This window comes from Pseudomonas psychrophila HA-4, assembly GCF_000282975.1.
GTDB lineage: Bacteria > Pseudomonadota > Gammaproteobacteria > Pseudomonadales > Pseudomonadaceae > Aquipseudomonas > Aquipseudomonas psychrophila_A.
In genome coordinates this window covers 150,597-169,742 of the sequence record NZ_ALJC01000128.1, presented here as the reverse complement: position 1 = coordinate 169,742, position 19,146 = coordinate 150,597, and the positions used below count along the sequence as shown (strand labels likewise).

Genomic DNA, 19,146 nt, shown 5'->3' with positions numbered 1-19,146 from the left:
CGTTCGGTTTGGACTGGGTCTCGGTTGTCGCAGAAGGTGAGTTTTTCTGCGCCTTGAGGCCGTCGTGACAGAGCGGAGAACAATAAAAATGCACAGCACCGAATTAAATCGGCATGCCCGGCAAGTCATCAATGTCACTCAGGGTCGCCCTCAAGGGTGTGACCCGTCTATCGTTCGCTCCTGGCAGCGTTGCCTGGAGGATTACCACCTCGACCCCGCGCAGAACATCGCCCCGACAGTACTAGAGCACGGCCGCATTCTCGAAGGCCGCGAGCGCTTGCAGCACGTGCTGCAAATTGCCGGGCACGAAATGAACAGCTTGCATCAGCAGCTTTCAGGGGCGGGGCATGCAGTACTGCTGACCGACGCGCGCGGAGTCATCCTGAACTGCATCACGGCGCCTACTGAGCGCAAAATTTTCGAGCATGCGGGGCTGTGGCTCGGCGCCGACTGGAGTGAGGCCCGCGAGGGCACTAACGGAATCGGCACCTGCTTAGTAGAACGCCAGGCCCTGAGTATTTATCAGGACGAACATTTCCGTGGTCGCCACACCGGCCTGACCTGCTCTGCTAGCCCGGTGTTTGACCCGCACGGTGAGTTGCTGGCGGTGCTGGATGTGTCTTCGGCGCGGCATGAAGCCTCGCGTCAGAGCCAGTTCCACACGATGGCCCTGGTCAACCTCGCGGCCAAAACCATTGAAGGCAGTTACTTTCTGCGCCAATACGAACAGCAATGGTTGCTGCGCTTTCATTTACAGGCCGAGTCGGTGGGGCTGTTCAGTGAGGGCATGCTGGCGTTTGACGGCGACGGGGTGATCTGCGCGATCAATCAAAGCGGCATCAATCTGTTGGGGCATGCGCGTCGCAATCTGCTTGGGCAGACAGTCGACAGCGTGTTTGATTGCCCTCGCGACGTCCTTTTCTCCCGTGCCAGCGCGCAAGCTAGCACCCGTTGGCCGTTGCGCACCCTGGATGGACGATGTTTGTTTGCGGCATTGCGCGGTCAGCCGCGTGCGGTGCCGGTGTTTGTTGCGCCAGCGCCTGAGCCTGTGCGACCGCCCTTGAGTGGCATCTGCTTGGGTGATGAAGCACTGCAAACCGATTTTCGCCGGTCGCTACGGGTGTTTGAGCGAGACGTACCGCTGTTGATCAATGGCGAAACCGGGTCGGGCAAAGAAGCGTTTGCCAAGGCGGTGCATCAGGCCAGTGCGCGTGCTGAAAAACCGTTTGTGGCGCTTAACTGCGCCTCGATTCCAGAGAGCCTGATCGAAAGTGAATTGTTCGGTTATCGCGGCGGCAGTTTTACCGGGGCGCGCAAAGAAGGCATGCAGGGCAAATTGCAGCAGGCAGATGGCGGCACCTTGTTTTTGGATGAAATTGGCGACATGCCGCTGGTGCTACAAACCCGTCTATTAAGAGTGCTCGAAGACCGCGTGGTGGTGCCGATTGGTGGCGAGCCGCAGGCGGTCGACGTACGCATTGTCAGCGCGACCCACCGTAACTTGCAGGAACGGGTGGCCGACGGCAGTTTCCGTGAAGACTTGTACTACCGGCTAAATGGTTTGGAAGTGGGCCTGCCGGCGTTGCGCGATCGCACCGATAAATCGCAGTTGCTGGACTTTTTGCTGGCAGAGGAGGCGGGTGGGCAACCGTTGCGGATTAGCCAGGGCGCGCGCGAGGCGCTGCTGGAGTTTGCCTGGCCGGGCAATGTGCGCCAATTGCGAAATGTCCTGCGCACGCTGGCAGCATTGTGTGACGACGTCATCCAGTTCGACGAGCTCCCTGCCACTATTCGCCTGGCTCCGTCCAGGGCCCCTGAACCTTGTGAACACCCGCTTGAGGATGCCGAAAAGCAGGCCTTGTTGCTGGCACTCGAACTGCACCGTTGGCACATGACCCACACGGCGCTGCAACTGGGGGTTAGCCGCAATACCCTTTATAGAAAGCTGCGCAAGCATGGGATTAAAGCAGCGGAAAGCGGCATGAGGGCAGTTGCAAGCCTCAAGCGTTGAGCGACAAGTAAAAGCAGGGCGAAGCAAAGCCAGAGCGGGCACCTCGACCGCTCTGGCTTTTTCTTGTCGCTTATAGCTTGCCGCTTGCTACTTAAAAACCTACCCTTCGCCGATGATTTACGAGGTCGACTATGCATATTCATATTCTTGGTATTTGCGGCACTTTCATGGGTTCGCTGGCGGTATTGGCCAAAGAACTGGGCCATCACGTTACCGGTTCTGACGCTAACGTCTATCCGCCAATGAGCACCCAACTGCAAGCTCAAGGCATTGAATTGACCCAAGGTTACGACCCGGCGCAGCTCAACCCTGCCCCCGATCTGGTGGTCATCGGCAACGCACTGTCGCGTGGCAACCCGGCGGTTGAATACGTGCTCAATAAAGGCCTGCCTTATGTGTCAGGTCCGCAATGGCTGGCTGATCATGTGCTGCAAGGCCGTTGGGTGCTGGCTGTTGCCGGTACGCATGGCAAAACCACCACTAGCAGCATGCTGGCCTGGGTGCTTGAACACGCGGGCATGGCGCCGGGTTTCCTGATCGGCGGTGTGCCACAAAACTTTGCCGTCTCGGCCCGTTTAGGCGACACGCCATTTTTCGTCGTTGAAGCCGATGAGTACGACAGTGCGTTCTTCGACAAGCGTTCCAAGTTCGTTCACTACCGCCCTCGCACCGCGATCCTCAACAATCTTGAGTTCGATCACGCTGATATCTTCCCCGATCTGCCCGCGATTGAGCGCCAATTTCATCACTTGGTGCGTACCATTCCGAGTGAGGGGCTGGTGATTCATCCCACCACCGAACCTGCCTTGCAACGTGTGATTGAAATGGGCTGCTGGACCCCGGTGCAAACCACCGGCGAAGGTGGCCAATGGCAAGCTCGGCTGCTTAGTGAAGACGGCTCGCGCTTTGAGGTGCTGTTTGAAGGCGCAGTTCAAGGCACGGTCGAGTGGGACATGACTGGTCAGCACAACGTGGCCAACGCCTTGGCTACCTTGGCAGCAGCCCGCCATGTGGGTGTGGTGCCGAGTTTGGCGATTGACGGCCTGAGCGCCTTCAAAAGCGTAAAACGGCGTATGGAAAAAGTTGCTGAAGTGCGCGGTATTACGATCTACGACGACTTTGCTCACCATCCAACCGCTATTGCGACCACGCTCGACGGGCTGCGCAAACGCATTGGCGATGCGCCGCTGATCGCGGTGATCGAGCCTCGCTCTAACTCCATGAAACTTGGCGCGCACCGCGATGGCTTGCCGCAAAGTGTGGTTCAGGCCGATCACGTGGTGTGGTACGCACCGGCCAATCTGGGTTGGGACTTGGCTGCGACCGTGGCATCAAGCCCCGTGCCGACGCTGGTTTGCGATTCGTTGGAGGCCATCATTGCTGACGTTAAAGCGCAGGCTAAACCCGGTACTCACGTGGTGATCATGAGCAACGGCGGCTTCGGCGGCCTGCATGGCAAGTTAGCGGACGCGCTGCAATGAGCGGCCCAGAGCGCATTACGCTGGCCGTGACCGGCGCCTCGGGTATGCCCTATGCATTGCGTCTGCTCGATTGCTTGGTTCGGGAAGACCGCGAAGTCCACTTCCTGATTTCTAAAGCGGCGCAGTTGGTCATGGCGACCGAAACCGATGTCAGCCTGCCACCTAAGCCACAAACCATGCAGGCCTTTCTGACCGAATACACCGGCGCGGCAGCCGGGCAGATTCGTGTGTACGGCAAGGAAGACTGGATGTCGCCGGTGGCGTCAGGCTCTGGAGCACCGGCTGCGATGGTCGTGGTGCCGTGTTCGACGGGCACGCTATCGGCCATTGCCACAGGGGCGTGCAACAACCTGATTGAGCGGGCAGCCGATGTAACGCTTAAAGAGCGTCGGCAGTTGATATTGGTGCCGCGTGAGGCGCCGTACTCCAGTATCCACCTGGAAAACATGCTCAAGCTGTCAAACATGGGCGCTGTAATCTTGCCCGCGTCCCCTGGTTTCTATCACCAGCCGCAAACCATTGATGATCTGGTGGACTTCGTGGTGGCTCGCATTCTTAATCTGCTCAACATCCCGCAAGACATGCTCCCGCGATGGGGCGAGCACCATGTCGGCGGCGATGATTAAATCCCTTCTGTTGGCGCTGCTGCTGGGTATTCAACTCAGTGGCTGCGCCAGTGTAAGCACGCTGAACGCAGCGCAGCCGGGTGCGCCGATTGTCTATTCAGGTACTCGACTGGACTGGTATGCGCTGCAAGGCGGCTGCTGTGCGAAAGATCACTTTGGTGCTGATGCACCTCGTTACCCGGCAGTAGACCTGCCCGCCAGCGCCCTGCTGGACACCCTGCTATTGCCCTTATCGGTGCTGACTGTGCTGGGCGTGGGTTTTCAGGCCACGGGTGGGTTTTAACTGTCTTATTAGCCAAGACTAAAAGCCCTACGTTGTATTGCGTGCGTATTTAATGAATGTATTAGTAAGTTGAAAGTAAGTGTGTATCAAGAAATCGTGATTCTGGAAGGTTAATGCCCTATTCAGAATTAGCGCTAAGTCTAAGTATCCTAGTCCTACAGTGAGTGGTGTTTAAATTACGCTAGATGAAATATTTACTGTGAAGTTGAAATGTTTTGAACGGTGGGTGTTTGAATATCAGGTATACAAACTTGATTGATGGCTATTAGCATGGCGGCGTGAAAGTTATGGTTTTCGTTGGTTATGTGTTGTCGCTTGCTCATTGTGTTGTGGCTATCGATCAGGAATAACAAAAATGGAAAAATCGACGTTGTCCAAAAACAACTGTCTGACTGAGCTGGAAGTGTATGGCTTGTCGGCGCCTTACAATTTGGCAGATGGGCATAGCTACTTATCAGCAACACAGTGTTTCAGTTCGGTAGTCAGTGCGTTGCCTGAGTTGTGGGGGGCTGCTGAGAAAATCCCAGTGCCTGAAATGGAATTACTATTTAAAGATAAATTCTCTGATTACTTCGGGCTTCAAGGTCTTAAAGGGCACACTTTCTTTTCCGTGTGCCCAACAGCGTCGAACAGTATTGATATTGTTGGCGCGTGGGCGCGAGAAATGAATTATACCGTTGGTTTGGTAGAGCCTACTTTTGATAACCTGGCGCAATTGCTGAGGCGTCGTGAAGTTAATTTAAAGCCTGTCGCAGAAGCGGTATTCAGCGATATAGGGTGTTTGCGGGAAATTCTAGCAGCAGAAAAAATTGATGTGCTGTTCTTGGTCAATCCCAACAACCCGACAGGCACGGTCATCAGCGAAGGCATGATGTCGCAAGTCATGGACCTTTGCGTCGAGCAGGGCGTGGTTGTGGTGCTCGATACTTCATTCAGGTTCTGCAATAACAACACGGTTGATGAATACCAGATGCTGTTGGAAAAAAAGGCCTCCTTTATTATTCTTGAGGATACCGGGAAACAATGGCCGAGTTTAGACACTAAGGTTAGCCTCCTTTCGTACAGTGAAGATAATGCTGCCAGTGTCCGTAGCATTTATGAAGAAATTTACCTGTGTAGCTCAAATTTATCCCTGCGCATTCTTATTGAATTTATAGATGCTACGCAGGCCAAAGGTGGAGTTTCCTATATCCAGTCATTGGTGAGAGATAACGCCAGGTACGCCTATAAAGCATTATCGACTACGCAGGTTGTAGTTGAATCACCTTCCAGTGATGCAACCATGAGTGTGGTCTGGTTGAATATAGAGTCTACGGGGCTTGATGATTTGAATTTGACGGCTTATTTGGCTACCTATGGAGTTGCGGTGTTACCGGGTCGTTACTTTTATTGGAACAGCCATCACACAGCAGGACACAACCGGGTGAGAATTGCGGTACTTAAACCGGATCATGTGTTCAAGCACTCGATCGATCAGTTGAAAAAAGCATTAAATGATCTGGCCGAAAGTCAGCAGTTGAAGACGTTTACTATTTCTCATGTGGTACATGCATGAGGACCGTTCTGGTCACGGGAGATTTTGACGTCCCCGCGGGCGCATTCTCTTCCGAGGTTAAGCTAATACACCTGCGCAAACCCGTCAGCGAGCAACATATTCTAGACATATTGCCTTCTGTGCACGGTTATATCGTAGGTGGCCCCGAATATGTATCTGCTCACTGGCTCAGCTGTGCAAGCGAGTTAAAGCACGTGGTGGTGATGGGGACCGGTACAGCCAGTTTTGTGGACATTGAAGCTGCGACGCAAAAAGGTATCAACGTTTCAAATACCCCGGGCTTGAATGTTCTGGCCGTCGCCGAGTTTACGTTAGCGATGATGACAGTGTGCACTGCTGGCATATTTGAAAGCATTGAGTGTGTGAAAGATGGCAGTCGCTGGCCCCAAACCGTACGTCCTTCTGTGGTAGATCAGAGTGTCGGAATTATCGGTATGGGGAATATTGGACAAGAAGTCGCTAAAGCGCTTCGTGAGAAAGGATGTAGAAATTTATATTACTGGTCACGCCATAGAAAGTATGACGCCGAACTGTCGTTAGGTTTGAATTACACCTCTATTCAAGAAATGGTAGAGGCAGTAGATTGTCTATTTATTCACATCGCTGGGTGTGAGGATACTTATGGGTTGGTTGATAGAGCTGTATTAGAAAAGTCAAAATATAACTTGTCAATTTTCAATATGTCTAGCCCGAGAATTGTCTGCGCAGAGAGTCTTAAAAACCATTTGCGGAATAAGCCGGAAGCCTTTTGTTTTATCGATGGTTACTATAATGAGGGGGTAGATAATATCGGTGCCTTAGGCGACCCTTATCAGTTGCTCACATTGCCCTCCAGAAATTTGGTGGTGACTTCGCATCTGGCAGGTCAGAAGAAGGATGCATTGAGAGCAATGTTGTTGCATGCGATAGCCGAGCTAAAAAATAGTGTTGATGTTGTGAAAAATGCCAGGTGATTGAATGTGTTTCCTGAGTGCGTGAATTTGGCAGCTTATAAGCTGTTCTTGTAGTGCGCTGGCTATCGTTTTTTGAGTGATCAATAGATTGGCAAATGTGCTATGGGTTTGACTTTCGTTGCTGGCTGTCTGCTTGGGGATGTGAAGTTCTAATATTGTTTTCTCTTTGGTGTCGATAGCCGTTAGGGTGCTTAGCCGTTTTTAATGCGGGGGATTAATAGTGACAGGCCATAGCAATTTTGGCAGAGAGTTGCTGGATAAGTTCGAGGGTGTCGTTATTATATTTCCGGGTGATCCTGCGTATGAAGAATCCCGGAAAGTGTATAACCGAATGCATGACCTTTATCCGATAATGATAGTTCAGACAATGAGCCGAGCGGTATTAAAGGCCGTTGTGAAGTATGGGGCTCTTCATAATATTGAACTCGCTATCAGAGGCGGTGGGCATCATATTGCGGGGTTCGGTTCTACACACGGAGGAATACTGATTGACTTCTCCCCTTTCACTGATGTGCATGTGGACGCAGAAAATGGAATAGCACGAATACTGCCAGGAGCTCGTTTACGCGACATCGATAATACTCTATGTCAAAGAGGCTATGTCATCCCTGTCGGGACCGTAAGTGACACCGGTATTGCTGGATTGACACTGGGGGGAGGCATAGGCTGGCTTCTGGGTAGCCTTGGCTATACATGTGAAAGCTTAATCGGTGCGGATGTGCTGCTTGCCAATGGAACTATTGTCAACGCGGAAGATCCAGCGCATGAAGAGTTATTGTGGGCACTGCGGGGAGGAGGAGGAAATTTCGGTATTGTGCTCGAGTTCAGGTTTCGACTATCACTACTGCCGACAGTGTATTGCGGAACCATCGAAGTTTTTGATGAAAGCATAGAGGAGATATTCAAGAATTTAATTGTTTATTTGAATGAGTATTGTCCGCCTAATCTTGTAGTTGCTCCTTTACTTAAAGTCGTTAATGGTGGCCGTGTATGTAAGCTTTTCATCGATTTTTGTCTCAGCAACTCCCCGGATAATAGGGAGATACATCAACTTGAGAGCTACCTGGGTGCATCGATAAAGCATGCGTTGATAACGCGTAATTATGCATCTTGGCAATCGTGGTCAGATGAACACTTTTCTACGCCCATGAGAGGTTATTGGAAGTCTGTATGCCCAGATTTTATGGGAGCTGAAATATCAACGTCATTATTAGCATGTGCCAAGAGCATGCCTGGGGAAAACTGCAGTATTACACTAGAGCATTTCAATCCTTCACGAAGAATAAATCAAGCAGTGAGCTGTGCATTACCGCTTGTGAAGATGCATTATGGCATTCTATTTTCGGCACGCTGGTTGGTGCCCGCAGATGACGTGAAATACATAAACTGGGTAAGGTCTTCAGCAGAGTGTATGGCTGATGAGTGGCAAGGAACTTCGTACTCTAATTACACACCCTCAGAAGTGGGTAAGAGAGAATTCGTATGGCGGGGTAGCGAACGCTTATTTCTCGCCAAGAAAAGGTACGATCCTGCTAATTTGTTTAGACGTAATCACAATATATCAGGGGTGAATAGGGACGCTTGAGTAGCTGGGTAAAGCTAGCAGCATACAATGTGTCATGTTGGAGAGTTGATGAGGCTTTGTTGTGATGTAAAACGTGGTCTCTCAGTAGAAGCACTATTTTGATAGAGGGGTGCCTGAGTAACGCTAAAGCATTTGCAAATAGTGCCATGAGTGGATCCATATAAAATGGTGTGCTGATTTTAATAGTGTGCTTGAGTTTCTAACGCATAGATTGTTTTTCTAACAGAGTACGACTGCGCTGAGTTGTATTTTTCTAGCTACGTATCGGTATATTAATGTGGTGGGCGATGGAAACGGTCATAAATGTTTCGTCTGTGTGCAAAAATTATTTTCTCCCAAAAGAAAGTATCAATGCGGCTCAATGGCTTCGCCGTATAGTACGTCCTGAGTACGATATGCACGCCTGTCTAACCGATATCAATTTTTCCCTGCGGCCCGGGTCGGCACTTGGTTTTATTGGGCCTAATGGTGCGGGTAAATCCAGTTTAATTAAAATATTGTGCGGTATACAAAAACCTACTTCTGGATCAGTCCGGGTTTTGGGGTTTGATCCGAGCAAGCGTGACCGACAATTTCTTAAACAAATAGGCGCAGTGTTCGGCCATAAGACCTCATTGTGGTGGGACTTGCCTGTGAAGACCAGTCTCGATACCTACCGTAAAATATATGGTGTTTCTAATATTGATTATTCAGAGCGTTTAAGTGAGTTGGTTGAAGCCCTAAATCTGGCCAATGTACTTAATAGGCCAGTGCGTAACTTGAGCTTGGGCGAGCGAGTTAAATGTGAATTAGCATTAAATTTGATGCATGCTCCCACGCTGATTTTTTTGGATGAGCCAACAGTGGGGCTTGATGTGACATCAAAATATGAGATTCGAAAATATTTAAATTACAAGAGAAAAGTAGAGGGGCTTTCTATATTTTTGACGAGTCATGATTTAGGGGATATTGAGTCCTGTTGTGAGGAGGCGATCATATTAGATCGAGGGCGAATCCGTTTTGATGGAAGTATGCGTGAGCTTAATGATGAACTTAAGGATACGGTGCAGCTCACCGTGACGACGGTAGCGCAAGAGCAATACGAAGCGGTGTTGGAAAAGTTCAAACAAAAAATGCAAGCCTCTCAGCAACTTGACCCGGTCAGTGAGGCTAATGAGCAACTGGTGTACGTAGTCAGCACCTCTAAAATAACAACTGTTTACGAACTGTTTGAGCCCGGAATTTACACGTTAGAGATCAAAGCTTTAGATTTTGAAAATAGTGTCGTAAATTTATTCAATTCATGGGCCAGTGAGTAATTAAACTATGAATTCAATAGCCTGCGTTTCGCTGTTTAAAACGGGTTTGCTTTCAAGCTACCGGGACCGATCCATGCTGATTACGGATTTGGTCATTGCTACAGGTATCCCTTTTTTTATACAGTTCGCAGTATGGACGTTTGTTTATGAGGGGGCGCGTGCTGGCGAGTTGCCTGGGTACTCATTAGATGAAATGTACCTGTATTACATCTGTGTGCTTGCCTTAGGGCGATTTAATAATGCCTATGATTTGGTTATGGATGTTTCGGAGCATGTTAGGCAGGGTCAGTTAGAAAGTTTCTTTGTCAAACCCTTGAGTTATTTAAGTTATCATTTTTATATTTTTCTCGGTGGAGCGTCTCTTTATTTTATTCCGTTAGTGGTTATTGCGGTCTATATGGGCTTCACCGGTACGGGGTGGGTGGGGCCGTTAGGCTTTCTTGGTCTTAGCGTATTGAATTTAGTCTTATGCTTTATCGTGGGATTTTTGATGTCTTTGGCTGCATTTTGGCTGACGAAATCTGACATGATTATCAGTTTTCAGGTGGTTTTATCCAGTGTTGTAGGCGGGACATTACTGCCGCTTTCATACTGGCCGGAAACAATAAAACCCTTTATGCAATATAATCCGTTCAGGTTGTTTATTAGTGGTCCTGCTGAGTTCTTGCTTCGGCCAAGTATGGCGTTGGGCGTTGAATTGTTGTTGCTTTTTATAGTGTGGTTTGTGTTGATATATGGCGCGTGCTCAATATTTTATAAATTGGCCTGTGTGCGTTACTCAAGTGTTGGAGGTTAAGTGCATATATATTTATTGATATTGAATGCGATCAAGGGAGAGCTCCGTTACAAGGCGAATTTACTGGGCGTCATCCTTGCTATTGTATTGGCTTACAGCATTCAGTTCGTGTTTTTTGATGTGATCAATTCTTTGGTTGCATTTGAGGTGGGGGATGGGAATTGGTTGTTGGTTTTTTTTGTCTCCTATGCGATAGGAAGCTTGGTTGTTGGTTTTTTTAAATTTGCAATCACTGATTTTTTCGGCGAGCTGACTCGTGGCAAGGCTGATGTATTGCTTGTGAAGCCTATAAGTTTAATGGTGATCATTTTATTTAGGTGGTGCAAAGCCTATTACATTATTGCGGCAATACTATTTATTGGCGTGTGTTTGATGTTGGAGGTGGTGCGCTTTGAACCATTCTGGAAAAGTACTTTTAATACAGGTGTGTACCTGATAGTCATGGTGCTCGGTGTGTTGGCAAATCTGGTATTTTTGCTGGCACTTAATGCTTTTTCCTTTCTGACACAAAGGCAATTGCCCGTGGACTACATTCATTTGTCCATCTTCAATTTTGCTTTATTACCTTCAACATTTTATTCGCAAGGTCTTTTGCATTTTTTTGTTCTTGTTCTGCCCATGGTCGTGTTTGCCTCCGTTGCACTTGATGCGCTTTATCATGGCCTCACGGGGCTGGTCATTACCTATGGTTTGATTGTTGTAGTGTGTTTTGCTTTAGTGTTGAAAATGATTTATCGATTGTTTGCACGCTTTGACAGCATTGGTGGTTGATTTTCACGGCAGCTAAAATCTGTTCGAGATGAGTACTACCCTCCGAGGAAACTTAATAATGAGTATTGAATGCGCGGGAAAACAACAAGAAAATTCTGAGAATACAGTTCAATCAATGATGGGCAAGCGGACGAATATTTATCGAGTAATAAACGGAAATACCTGTGATGAGCAATACTTACGTCCTGAAGCAATAGCCTTGCAGCATGAGGTGGGTTCAATTTGGTATGAACTACTCGTAGAGCTGGATGTAAAGTTCAAGAAAATTTTGCTCGCGACAGAAAATCATGTGCTGCTTGCCGTAGTCGATAATCTTTTTGTAGACCATGAAAGTGTTAACTATGTTGTCGGGCGCATTGCCAGTGTTCAGTTACGTTTGAAGGAGCTTATAGGGAGGGGACTTGCGCCTGCCTTGGCGTGCAATGCATATCGCTTGATGATTCAAGAATATTCTTTTTTGAAAAATTGCTTAACCTGGTGCAGTGCCAGTAGCGATCAGAGTGGATGCGTTATGTTTTTTGATCCGCGTGAGAATACAAGTTCGGCTGTTAACTATGAGCGCTATGGATCATTATCGTTACGAGAAGCTGAGCAGAGTTTGCTACAAGGAATGGGATTTAATAGTGATACACATGATTTGTTACTTACCTCTTCAGGGCAAGCTGCTTACACGGTCATCGAGAGTTTTTTGCTGGACACTGTTTTGTTCGCGGGCACTAGAGTTGTTACAAGCCCTTATATTTATTTCGAAGCGCAAGAGCAACTTAAAAGACTCAAGCATATTGAGTTGATTTGCGCAGAGTCTTGGGGGTTGGATGAGTTTATAGATGTGGTTAACTCAGCGCGCGCTCGCGTTTTTTTTATTGACCCAATGGCGAATAACATATCTCTTGATATTTGTGATTTCAAGTCTTTGGCTAAGAAGATTGAGTTATTCGATTGGCGAGATAAATGGCTTGTTATTGATGGGACGATGGTATCTGGAGGCATGGATGTATTCTCTGTCTTTAACGCCGAGAACCATCCTTCGATACTTTATTATGAAAGTGGGACAAAATATCTGCAGTTAGGCCTTGATTTGCAGATGCTCGGAGTTGTGGTGGCAAGCAAAAAATACATTTCTCAAATGAGCATCCATCGACGTAATACCGGAACTGTACTTTATCAATCGGGTGTGGGTAAATTTCCAGTGTACAGTCGTGAATTGTATCTGAGACGAATGAGCATACTGAGTGGCAATGCTCAATTTTTTAAAAAGATGCTATTAGCTAACAGTCATATTGCTGCTCATACTGATTTATCTTATCCATCGAATTGGTTCGATCTTGGCTGGAAACATGGAGGGTGTGTCGTAGCGCTTAAAATGAAAAATGAAGCATTCAATGATCGCGTGCTATTGGAACTATTTATTGATGTTTTGTTGCAACGTTGTCGTGAGTGTCGTGTGCCCATTACAAAGGGCGTTAGTTATGGGTTCATAACCACCCGTGTTTCAGCGACCGCTATGGCAGATGACATGCCTTCCTACCTGCGATTCTCTATAGGCGAGGAAGATTCATTACTCATGGAGCGTCTGACGAATATTATTGTCAGTACATTGAGTGATTATCTAGAACAACTTTCATTTGCGCCTGAAGCTCTTTTTATAGATGAACACTCTACGCAGGAACTAGTTTTCTGAGTCGGTGCGTGCATTGAGTTTTTGAACCAGAAATAGGCCCGCCAATAAGTATCACAATGTCCGCAGGTACTTGATGTGTGGCGGGGTTCTGTGTTTGAGGTTATATAAAATAATTTATAATAAAACAATAACGGAAGAGTAATGTAATGGGAAAGTTTTATGTTCTAGAAGGGCTGTATGGCCCACGGCAAGGAATAGGCAAGCTTAAAGTTCTCAAAGAATTGGCAGACCGAGTAGGGAGACGTTCTACTGACTCGTATGATCTTCAAGGGAAGTGTCTGGATGAATGGTCAAAGAAATCCGGGGGGATGGGTGAGTTTTTATTCAGACGAAGCGCTGATATAAAAAAGTATCAACTTATTAAAATTCAGAATCTTGTGAGCAATGCTTTTAAAAACGTTCCTTTTTATCATGACTTGTATAGCGCATGTGGTTACGAAGTAGGTTGTATTGAAAAATTCTCCGATTTTGAGCGGCTTCCTGTTGTAACCAAAGATCATCTCAATAGCGTCGATCCCCGTGACAGGGTTAATGATCCTGATCTTGTTGACATTGCCAATACCTCCAGAACATCGGGTTCAAGTGGAAAACCGTTCACGGTCTATAGCGATGATGACGATATTATTCTAGATCACCTGCAGGTCATGCGTTTTTATAGCACCAGTTTAAAGCGCCCCCTGCAAGAAAACGATTGGGTGTACATGCTTCATCATTCTGGTTTGGCATTTTCGTCATTGCACGGAAAGTACCGCACGTTCCAGTTGCCCGACCTGCTCCCTGACACCCCTTTGGGCGAGCACCTTTTGTTATTACGGCCCCGGCTCATTGTTACTTTGCCCAGTTATCTGCCTTTGATACTCAAGCACAAGGTCGCGGTAAAAATGAGTGGCGTTGAAGCCATTTTGACGAACTCTGAAAGTAGCACGCACGCTGAGCGAAACTATTACTCTATGGCTTTGGGCGTCCCCGTACTCGATGAGTACAGTTCTGAAGAGATTGGCATGATCGCTACGCAATGTGCTCAGGGTCAGTACCATGTTATTGAAGACGGGGTTTATCTTGAAATTGTGGACGCTGATACGCATGGATTTGGAAGTGTGGTGTGTACAGACCTTAATAATGAGCTGATGCCCTTAATACGTTTCGATCATGGGGATGTTGCCAAAAAGAGCAGTCTTAGCACGCTCTGTGCGTGTGGGTGTATGTGTTCGTCCATTGATGAAATAAACGGACGGCGTGACGACGCCTTTCTCACTCGCGATCATGTGGTTGTTCCAAGTGCATCTGTCCTTGCTGCCGTAGATGACATATTAATAACACCAGACCGCACCCTGCGAAAATTTCGAGTGGTACAAAAAAGTTCAGAGTTGGTTGAGTTACTGACTCACTATGTAGGACAGCCTTACAAAAAAATGGCTGACATAGTGGACGATTTCGAACAGAGGCTATCGTGTTTATTTGGCTACCCCATTCAGGTAGTGCATCGTGACGTTGACGTGTTTCCGATGCAAAAGTCGTACAAGCGGCGATGCATTGTTCGTGAATGGGGAGTTAACGCGTTATGCCATTAATTCGTCTTGATAATGTTTCTTTAAGGTTTAACGAAAAGCCGCTTATTTCAAATATAAATATGTCTATCGAGGCTGGAGATCGAATAGGTATTGTGGGAGATAACGGTGTCGGGAAAAGTACGCTTTTACGCTGCATTGTTAAGCAGTTGGAAGATTATGACGGGCGTATAACTCTTGCTAAGGGCTTGCGTTACGAGTATGTGGAGCAAGGGTTCAACAGTTGTTGGAATGAATTAACTCCGGTCAATATGTTGTCGGCGTGTCTGGATGACCCGGTTACGGACCAATGGCGTGTTCATTATGTGCTTGAATTGATGCACTTTCCAATGAGCGATCGGGATTTGCTTTTCGCTCAATTAAGTGGCGGCTGGAAAAAAATGGTAATGATAGCTAAAGCAATCATTATGGAACCTGATGTGTTGTTGTTGGATGAGCCTACTAATCATTTAGATTACTCACATATTGCTCTTGTCTCCTCTTTGCTTCGAGACAGTCAATTGATTACAACGTTTGCGCTGATCAGTCATGATAGGGCTTTTCTTGATGCCATCACCAATGCCACCGTCTTACTGAGTGGCGGACGTGCATCTTGTTTTGACGTGCCTTATACGAAAGCCAAACGGTTGCTATTGGAACAGGAACAGGCTTTGCTGTCTGCGAGGGCTGACGGTGTCAACGAAATTGAAAGGCTCAAAAAAAGTGCCAAGCTTCAGCGCCAGATAGGCGTTAATAATTACAGTGATAGAGCCCTGCAAAAAGCTAAGCAAATTGAAAGAAAAATTAAAAGTTTAGAAATGAGGTTGCCTGAAAAGCAAGTCGTCAAAGATCGTGATATTGCCTTGGCAGTAGACGAATTTGCGGGAAAGAGAATACTTCAAATTAAAGATTTAAACGTGTGCGCGGAGGGCGGTGATTTATTGTTTGTGCTTAAAGAACTTGTGGTTAATCAAGGCGACAGGGTTGTTTTTTGTGGTGCTAATGGGAGTGGTAAAAGTTCTCTAGTCAGAGCTATTTGTGCGAATAATGATCCTTGTATCAAGCTTGGGCCATCTGTCAGGGTCGGTGTGCTTGATCAAGAGCTTTCATTATTGCCTGTTGGGTCTCAGGTTTTAGATTTTATCACTGAAAGTTTTTGTCTTAGCCACCAACAAGCAATAAGTAAGCTGGCCTCTTCAGGGTTTTCATATCTGGAGACTCAGAAGCAAATAGGGAAGCTTAGTTATGGCGAGCGTGCTCGTCTGGCAATTTTGGCGCTTCGATTAATGAAGCCCAATTTTTTAATATTCGACGAACCCACTAACCATTTGGATATTAGTTCTCAAGAAATGCTGGAAAGTGCAGTCCTGCGTCTTAACCCAGCTGCTATCTTGGTTTCTCATGATGCACGGTTTGTTGAGAACGTGGGCACTCGGTATTTTGATATTGCAAATGGCGTGTGCAGCGAACGCCATTCGTAGAGTGACGGACCTAGAAATGACGCTATGAGTACTCATATAGAAAGGCAGAGCGCTGCTGGAGCTCTGTGAAGGTTCTCCAGGCAGCATGCTGTCTTATTAGCTTCCCCATTGGGCCAAAGCCAACAAGACCTTCAGTTTGTAGCATTACTTGCCTAACTTACGTAACTCATCCGACTCAACGACCCGCACACCTTTTTGCTCTTCCAGCGCCAGTCGCCACAAGGCTCGGGCCAGTTCGCACACTTCGATGCCGTGGTACTTACCCGGAATCAATTTGGACAGCGTGCCCGCAATTTTTTCCACGGGGCGTTCTTCCTGGCGCTCGCCAATCAGCAGTGACGGGCGAGCAATGGTCAATTGTGGCCAGCCTTGAGCGCGCAACGATTGCTCCATCTCGCCTTTGACCCGGTTGTAGAACACTGAGGATTTTGGATCGGCGCCGATTGCGCTGATAACGATCAGGTGCTGCGCCCCCATTTCCAGGGCGCGTTTGGCAAAGGCCACGACCATGTCGTGATCCACGGCACGAAACGCTTGTTCTGAGCCTGCCTGTTTGATGGTGGTGCCCAAGCAGCAGAAGGCTACCTCTACCTGGCCGCTCAGTTGCGGCAAAAATACGGCCGGGTCACCCACGGGGTTTTCCAGATGCGGGTGGGCAGCCAGCGGTTTGCGCGAGGGTGCCAGCACGCGCTTGATGGTCGGTTCGTTGAGCAGGCGGTCGAGCAGAAGCTCACCCGTCAAGCCCGTGGCTCCCGCGAGCAGAATGTGCTGAGGCGTCAAGTACATGCGAGTTCTCCCTTCATACATTCAGCTTAGTCCTTCTTTGCGGCCTTGCTGTTCAACCTATTTATGCAATGCCTGTTTGGCTTGTTGCTGACGCAAACGTTGCCAGTGATTTAGAACGCCTTTGGGCGCCCAGATTTGAGGTTCGGAGGCTTCGTAGCCATCCGTTTGCTCGCGCTCGGTGATGAACTGTTGAGCCAGCGTGAAGGCCTTTTGCAAGTCATCGGTCTGATTGAGTGCTTGGGCGAACAAGGCATTGCCGAAATACGTGAAGTCGGCTTCTTCCGAGCAGCCAAACGATACGCGGTCGGCCCGGGAGGCTGTCATGATCAGGGTTCTTTCGTCCTTAAGTGCCGGGATAAAACCGCCCGAGTAGCAGGATGAAATCACAATGACCTTGTCGCGATTCTTTAGGGGGGCCAGCGCGGCGGCTAAGTCGTCGGCGGGCAAATCGGCCAACTCCAGCCGTGGTTGGTCCAGCACCAACTCATGTTCTTGCGTGCCGTGACTGGTCAGGTAGATGAACACCAAGTCTTCCGGGCCGGTACGTTCGGCCAGGGTTTTGGCGGCACGGTGCAGGTTTTCGCGGGTCGCCATGGGGCGATCCATCAGGTGGTCTCGATGGTTGACCAGCGTGATATGGCCGCGGCTGCCGAAACGGCTGGCGAGCATGTCGTTGACGTAGTCGGCCTCGCGCATGAAAACGCTTTGCTTGCCATCGCCAGCCACTACCAAGCTGTACAGCTCAATGGCCGGGGTTGAGGCGGGAACTGCCTCCAGCGCCTGATTGAGCAACTCGCCTTGATTGAGCAAGCCCAATTCAAGCGGGTCGGGCAGCACGCCCCCTTTGGCGTCCCGCACCCGTTGGCCATTGAGCCAGTAGCCGCTTTCGACGGTGCCATCACTTAAGGTCAAGGTGCCGTTGCCCTGATACGTATCGGCTGCAAAATCACCGACATAGGTGCTGCCATCGGCCATGCTCAGGTGGCCGGGGCCATTGAAGCGCCACTCGTTGAACATGCCGCGATAATGGCTGCCATCAATGCCGATCAGTTCACCCTTGCCGGTGAGCGCGCCGTCTTTGAATTCGCCGATCCAGACATCGCCGTCGGCGTTCTCATAACGACCTTTGCCGTTCAGTTGGTTGTTTTTGAACGCCCCGACGTATTGATCGCCGTCGGCGCTGTTGAAAATACCGTTACCTTCCAGTTGACCATTAACAAAGTGGCCGCTGAATTCATTGCCGGTGGCATCGCTGCGTTTGCCTTCGCCATTAGGCTTGCCGTTGGCAAACTGGCCTTGATACTGGCTGCCGTCTTCCAGCTCTAGATGGCCAAGCCCGGAAAACTCGTCATCCTTGAACTCTCCGCGATAGCTCATGCCGCCTTCTTTAAGCGTTCCTTCACCTTCACGCCGACCGTTCTTGAAGCCGCCGACATAACTGCTGTTGTGGGTGCTCAGGCTGCCTTGGCCATTAAACAGGCCCTGCTCGAAATGCCCGACGTAGACCTCGCCATTGCTACCATGCCACTCGCCCTGGCCTTGCCATTGACCATTTTTGAACTGGCCTGCGTACCAACTGCCATTGGGGTAGTCGATGCGGCCCTGACCTTGCAGCAACCCGTTGACCACTTCACCCCGATAGCGGCCGCCATCGGGCAGGCGTGCGTCAGGCGGCAATAGCGATTCGCCATCGCCACAGGCCGTCAGTAGCAGGGTCAAAGCAAGGGGGGCAAGTGGGCGCATAGCGGGATCCGGATAGTTAGGCTGCCGAGTATGCCGCAGCAATGGAGGCTGTCTATAGGAGCAGATGAAACATGCGCACATATTCTTTGTTTGCGCTCAGGTGAACGCAGATCGTGATCCGCTTCGGTGAGGTTTGCCGGGACGTGCTTATAATGCGGCGCAAAAAAAATCGCTGGAGATGAGAGATGCTGTTACGCGGCCTGACATGGTTGGTGCTGTTTCAATTGCTTGGCACCGCCCTCAATCACTTGTTCATTCCCGTGCTGCCCGGGCCGATTATCGGCTTGTTGCTGCTATTGGTGTATCTGTTGGTGTCTGGCCAGGTCAGTGAGCCTTTGAACGAGGCGGCCAAAGGCCTGTTGCGTTATCTGCCTCTTTTACTGGTGCCACCTGCGGTCGGGGTGATGGTCTATGCGGCCGATATTGCCGCCGATTTTTGGGCCATTGCCGGTGCGTTGGTCTTGTCTCTGTTGATCTCAATGGCGTTTGTCGGTGTGTTGATGCAGCGCTTGCTCAAGCCGCACAGCGCGAGTGAGGAGCGGCCATGAG

At 49.1% G+C, this 19,146-nt stretch carries 15 protein-coding genes and 1 pseudogene; 14 read left to right on the top strand and 2 right to left on the bottom strand.

Annotated features, from left to right (window positions below; all coding sequences use genetic code 11):
• Nucleotides 1–88 precede the first annotated feature (88 nt).
• The 13 genes from B347_RS0122810 to B347_RS0122750 all read left to right on the top strand — a co-directional run bounded on the left by B347_RS0122810 (nucleotide 89) and on the right by B347_RS0122750 (nucleotide 16,068).
• Complete coding sequence (locus tag B347_RS0122810) at nucleotides 89–2,011, top strand: sigma-54-dependent Fis family transcriptional regulator (RefSeq protein ID WP_019412014.1); 1,923 nt, start codon at nucleotides 89–91, stop codon at nucleotides 2,009–2,011.
• Nucleotides 2,012–2,142: 131 nt separating this feature from the next.
• Nucleotides 2,143–3,492, top strand: a complete 1,350-nt coding sequence (gene mpl / locus B347_RS0122805) for a UDP-N-acetylmuramate:L-alanyl-gamma-D-glutamyl-meso-diaminopimelate ligase (RefSeq protein WP_019412013.1) — start codon at nucleotides 2,143–2,145, stop codon at nucleotides 3,490–3,492.
• On the top strand, nucleotides 3,489–4,118 hold the full coding sequence (gene ubiX, locus B347_RS0122800) for a flavin prenyltransferase UbiX (protein ID WP_019412012.1): 630 nt from the start codon (nucleotides 3,489–3,491) through the stop codon (nucleotides 4,116–4,118). The genes mpl and ubiX overlap by 4 nt, the downstream gene beginning before the upstream one ends.
• Nucleotides 4,111–4,401, top strand: coding sequence for a YceK/YidQ family lipoprotein (locus tag B347_RS0122795; RefSeq protein ID WP_026014365.1), 291 nt, complete (start codon nucleotides 4,111–4,113; stop codon nucleotides 4,399–4,401). The genes ubiX and B347_RS0122795 overlap by 8 nt, the downstream gene beginning before the upstream one ends.
• 355 nt (nucleotides 4,402–4,756) lie before the next feature.
• The gene (locus B347_RS25645; protein ID WP_019412010.1) at nucleotides 4,757–5,956 is read left to right on the top strand and encodes a pyridoxal phosphate-dependent aminotransferase; all 1,200 of its coding nucleotides are present in this window, start codon (nucleotides 4,757–4,759) and stop codon (nucleotides 5,954–5,956) included.
• Nucleotides 5,953–6,909, top strand: coding sequence for a 2-hydroxyacid dehydrogenase (locus B347_RS0122785; protein WP_019412009.1), 957 nt, complete (start codon nucleotides 5,953–5,955; stop codon nucleotides 6,907–6,909). Before B347_RS25645 ends, B347_RS0122785 begins: the two co-directional genes overlap by 4 nt.
• 331 nt (nucleotides 6,910–7,240) lie before the next feature.
• The gene (locus tag B347_RS0122780) at nucleotides 7,241–8,494 is read left to right on the top strand and encodes an FAD-dependent oxidoreductase (RefSeq protein WP_100218059.1); all 1,254 of its coding nucleotides are present in this window, start codon (nucleotides 7,241–7,243) and stop codon (nucleotides 8,492–8,494) included.
• A gap of 287 nt (nucleotides 8,495–8,781) precedes the next feature.
• Nucleotides 8,782–9,792 (top strand): ATP-binding cassette domain-containing protein, encoded by a 1,011-nt coding sequence (locus B347_RS25305; protein ID WP_157786900.1) that lies wholly within the window; start codon nucleotides 8,782–8,784, stop codon nucleotides 9,790–9,792.
• Nucleotides 9,793–9,865: 73 nt separating this feature from the next.
• Nucleotides 9,866–10,588, top strand: a complete 723-nt coding sequence (locus tag B347_RS0122770) for an ABC-2 family transporter protein (protein ID WP_019412006.1) — start codon at nucleotides 9,866–9,868, stop codon at nucleotides 10,586–10,588.
• On the top strand, nucleotides 10,589–11,359 hold the full coding sequence (locus B347_RS0122765) for an ABC-2 family transporter protein (RefSeq protein WP_019412005.1): 771 nt from the start codon (nucleotides 10,589–10,591) through the stop codon (nucleotides 11,357–11,359).
• Between the two features lie 58 nt (nucleotides 11,360–11,417).
• Nucleotides 11,418–13,040 (top strand): PLP-dependent transferase, encoded by a 1,623-nt coding sequence (locus tag B347_RS25300; protein WP_019412004.1) that lies wholly within the window; start codon nucleotides 11,418–11,420, stop codon nucleotides 13,038–13,040.
• A 146-nt stretch (nucleotides 13,041–13,186) separates the two neighbouring features.
• A complete protein-coding gene (locus tag B347_RS0122755; RefSeq protein ID WP_019412003.1) occupies nucleotides 13,187–14,611 on the top strand; it encodes a phenylacetate--CoA ligase family protein in 1,425 nt (474 codons plus the stop codon).
• A complete protein-coding gene (locus tag B347_RS0122750; RefSeq protein WP_019412002.1) occupies nucleotides 14,602–16,068 on the top strand; it encodes an ABC-F family ATP-binding cassette domain-containing protein in 1,467 nt (488 codons plus the stop codon). Before B347_RS0122755 ends, B347_RS0122750 begins: the two co-directional genes overlap by 10 nt.
• A gap of 144 nt (nucleotides 16,069–16,212) precedes the next feature.
• Here B347_RS0122750 and B347_RS0122745 read toward each other — a convergent pair whose 3' ends face one another.
• Together B347_RS0122745 and B347_RS0122740 are read right to left on the bottom strand one after the other, a co-directional pair.
• The gene (locus B347_RS0122745) at nucleotides 16,213–16,854 is read right to left on the bottom strand and encodes an oxidoreductase (RefSeq protein WP_019412001.1); all 642 of its coding nucleotides are present in this window, start codon (nucleotides 16,852–16,854) and stop codon (nucleotides 16,213–16,215) included.
• Nucleotides 16,855–16,880: 26 nt separating this feature from the next.
• Nucleotides 16,881–18,597 (bottom strand): annotated as a pseudogene (locus B347_RS0122740) (C13 family peptidase).
• Nucleotides 18,598–18,782: 185 nt separating this feature from the next.
• Here B347_RS0122740 and B347_RS0122735 point away from each other — a divergent pair.
• Nucleotides 18,783–19,145, top strand: a complete 363-nt coding sequence (locus B347_RS0122735; RefSeq protein WP_019411999.1) for a CidA/LrgA family protein — start codon at nucleotides 18,783–18,785, stop codon at nucleotides 19,143–19,145.
• The last annotated feature ends 1 nt before the right edge of the window (nucleotide 19,146 follow it).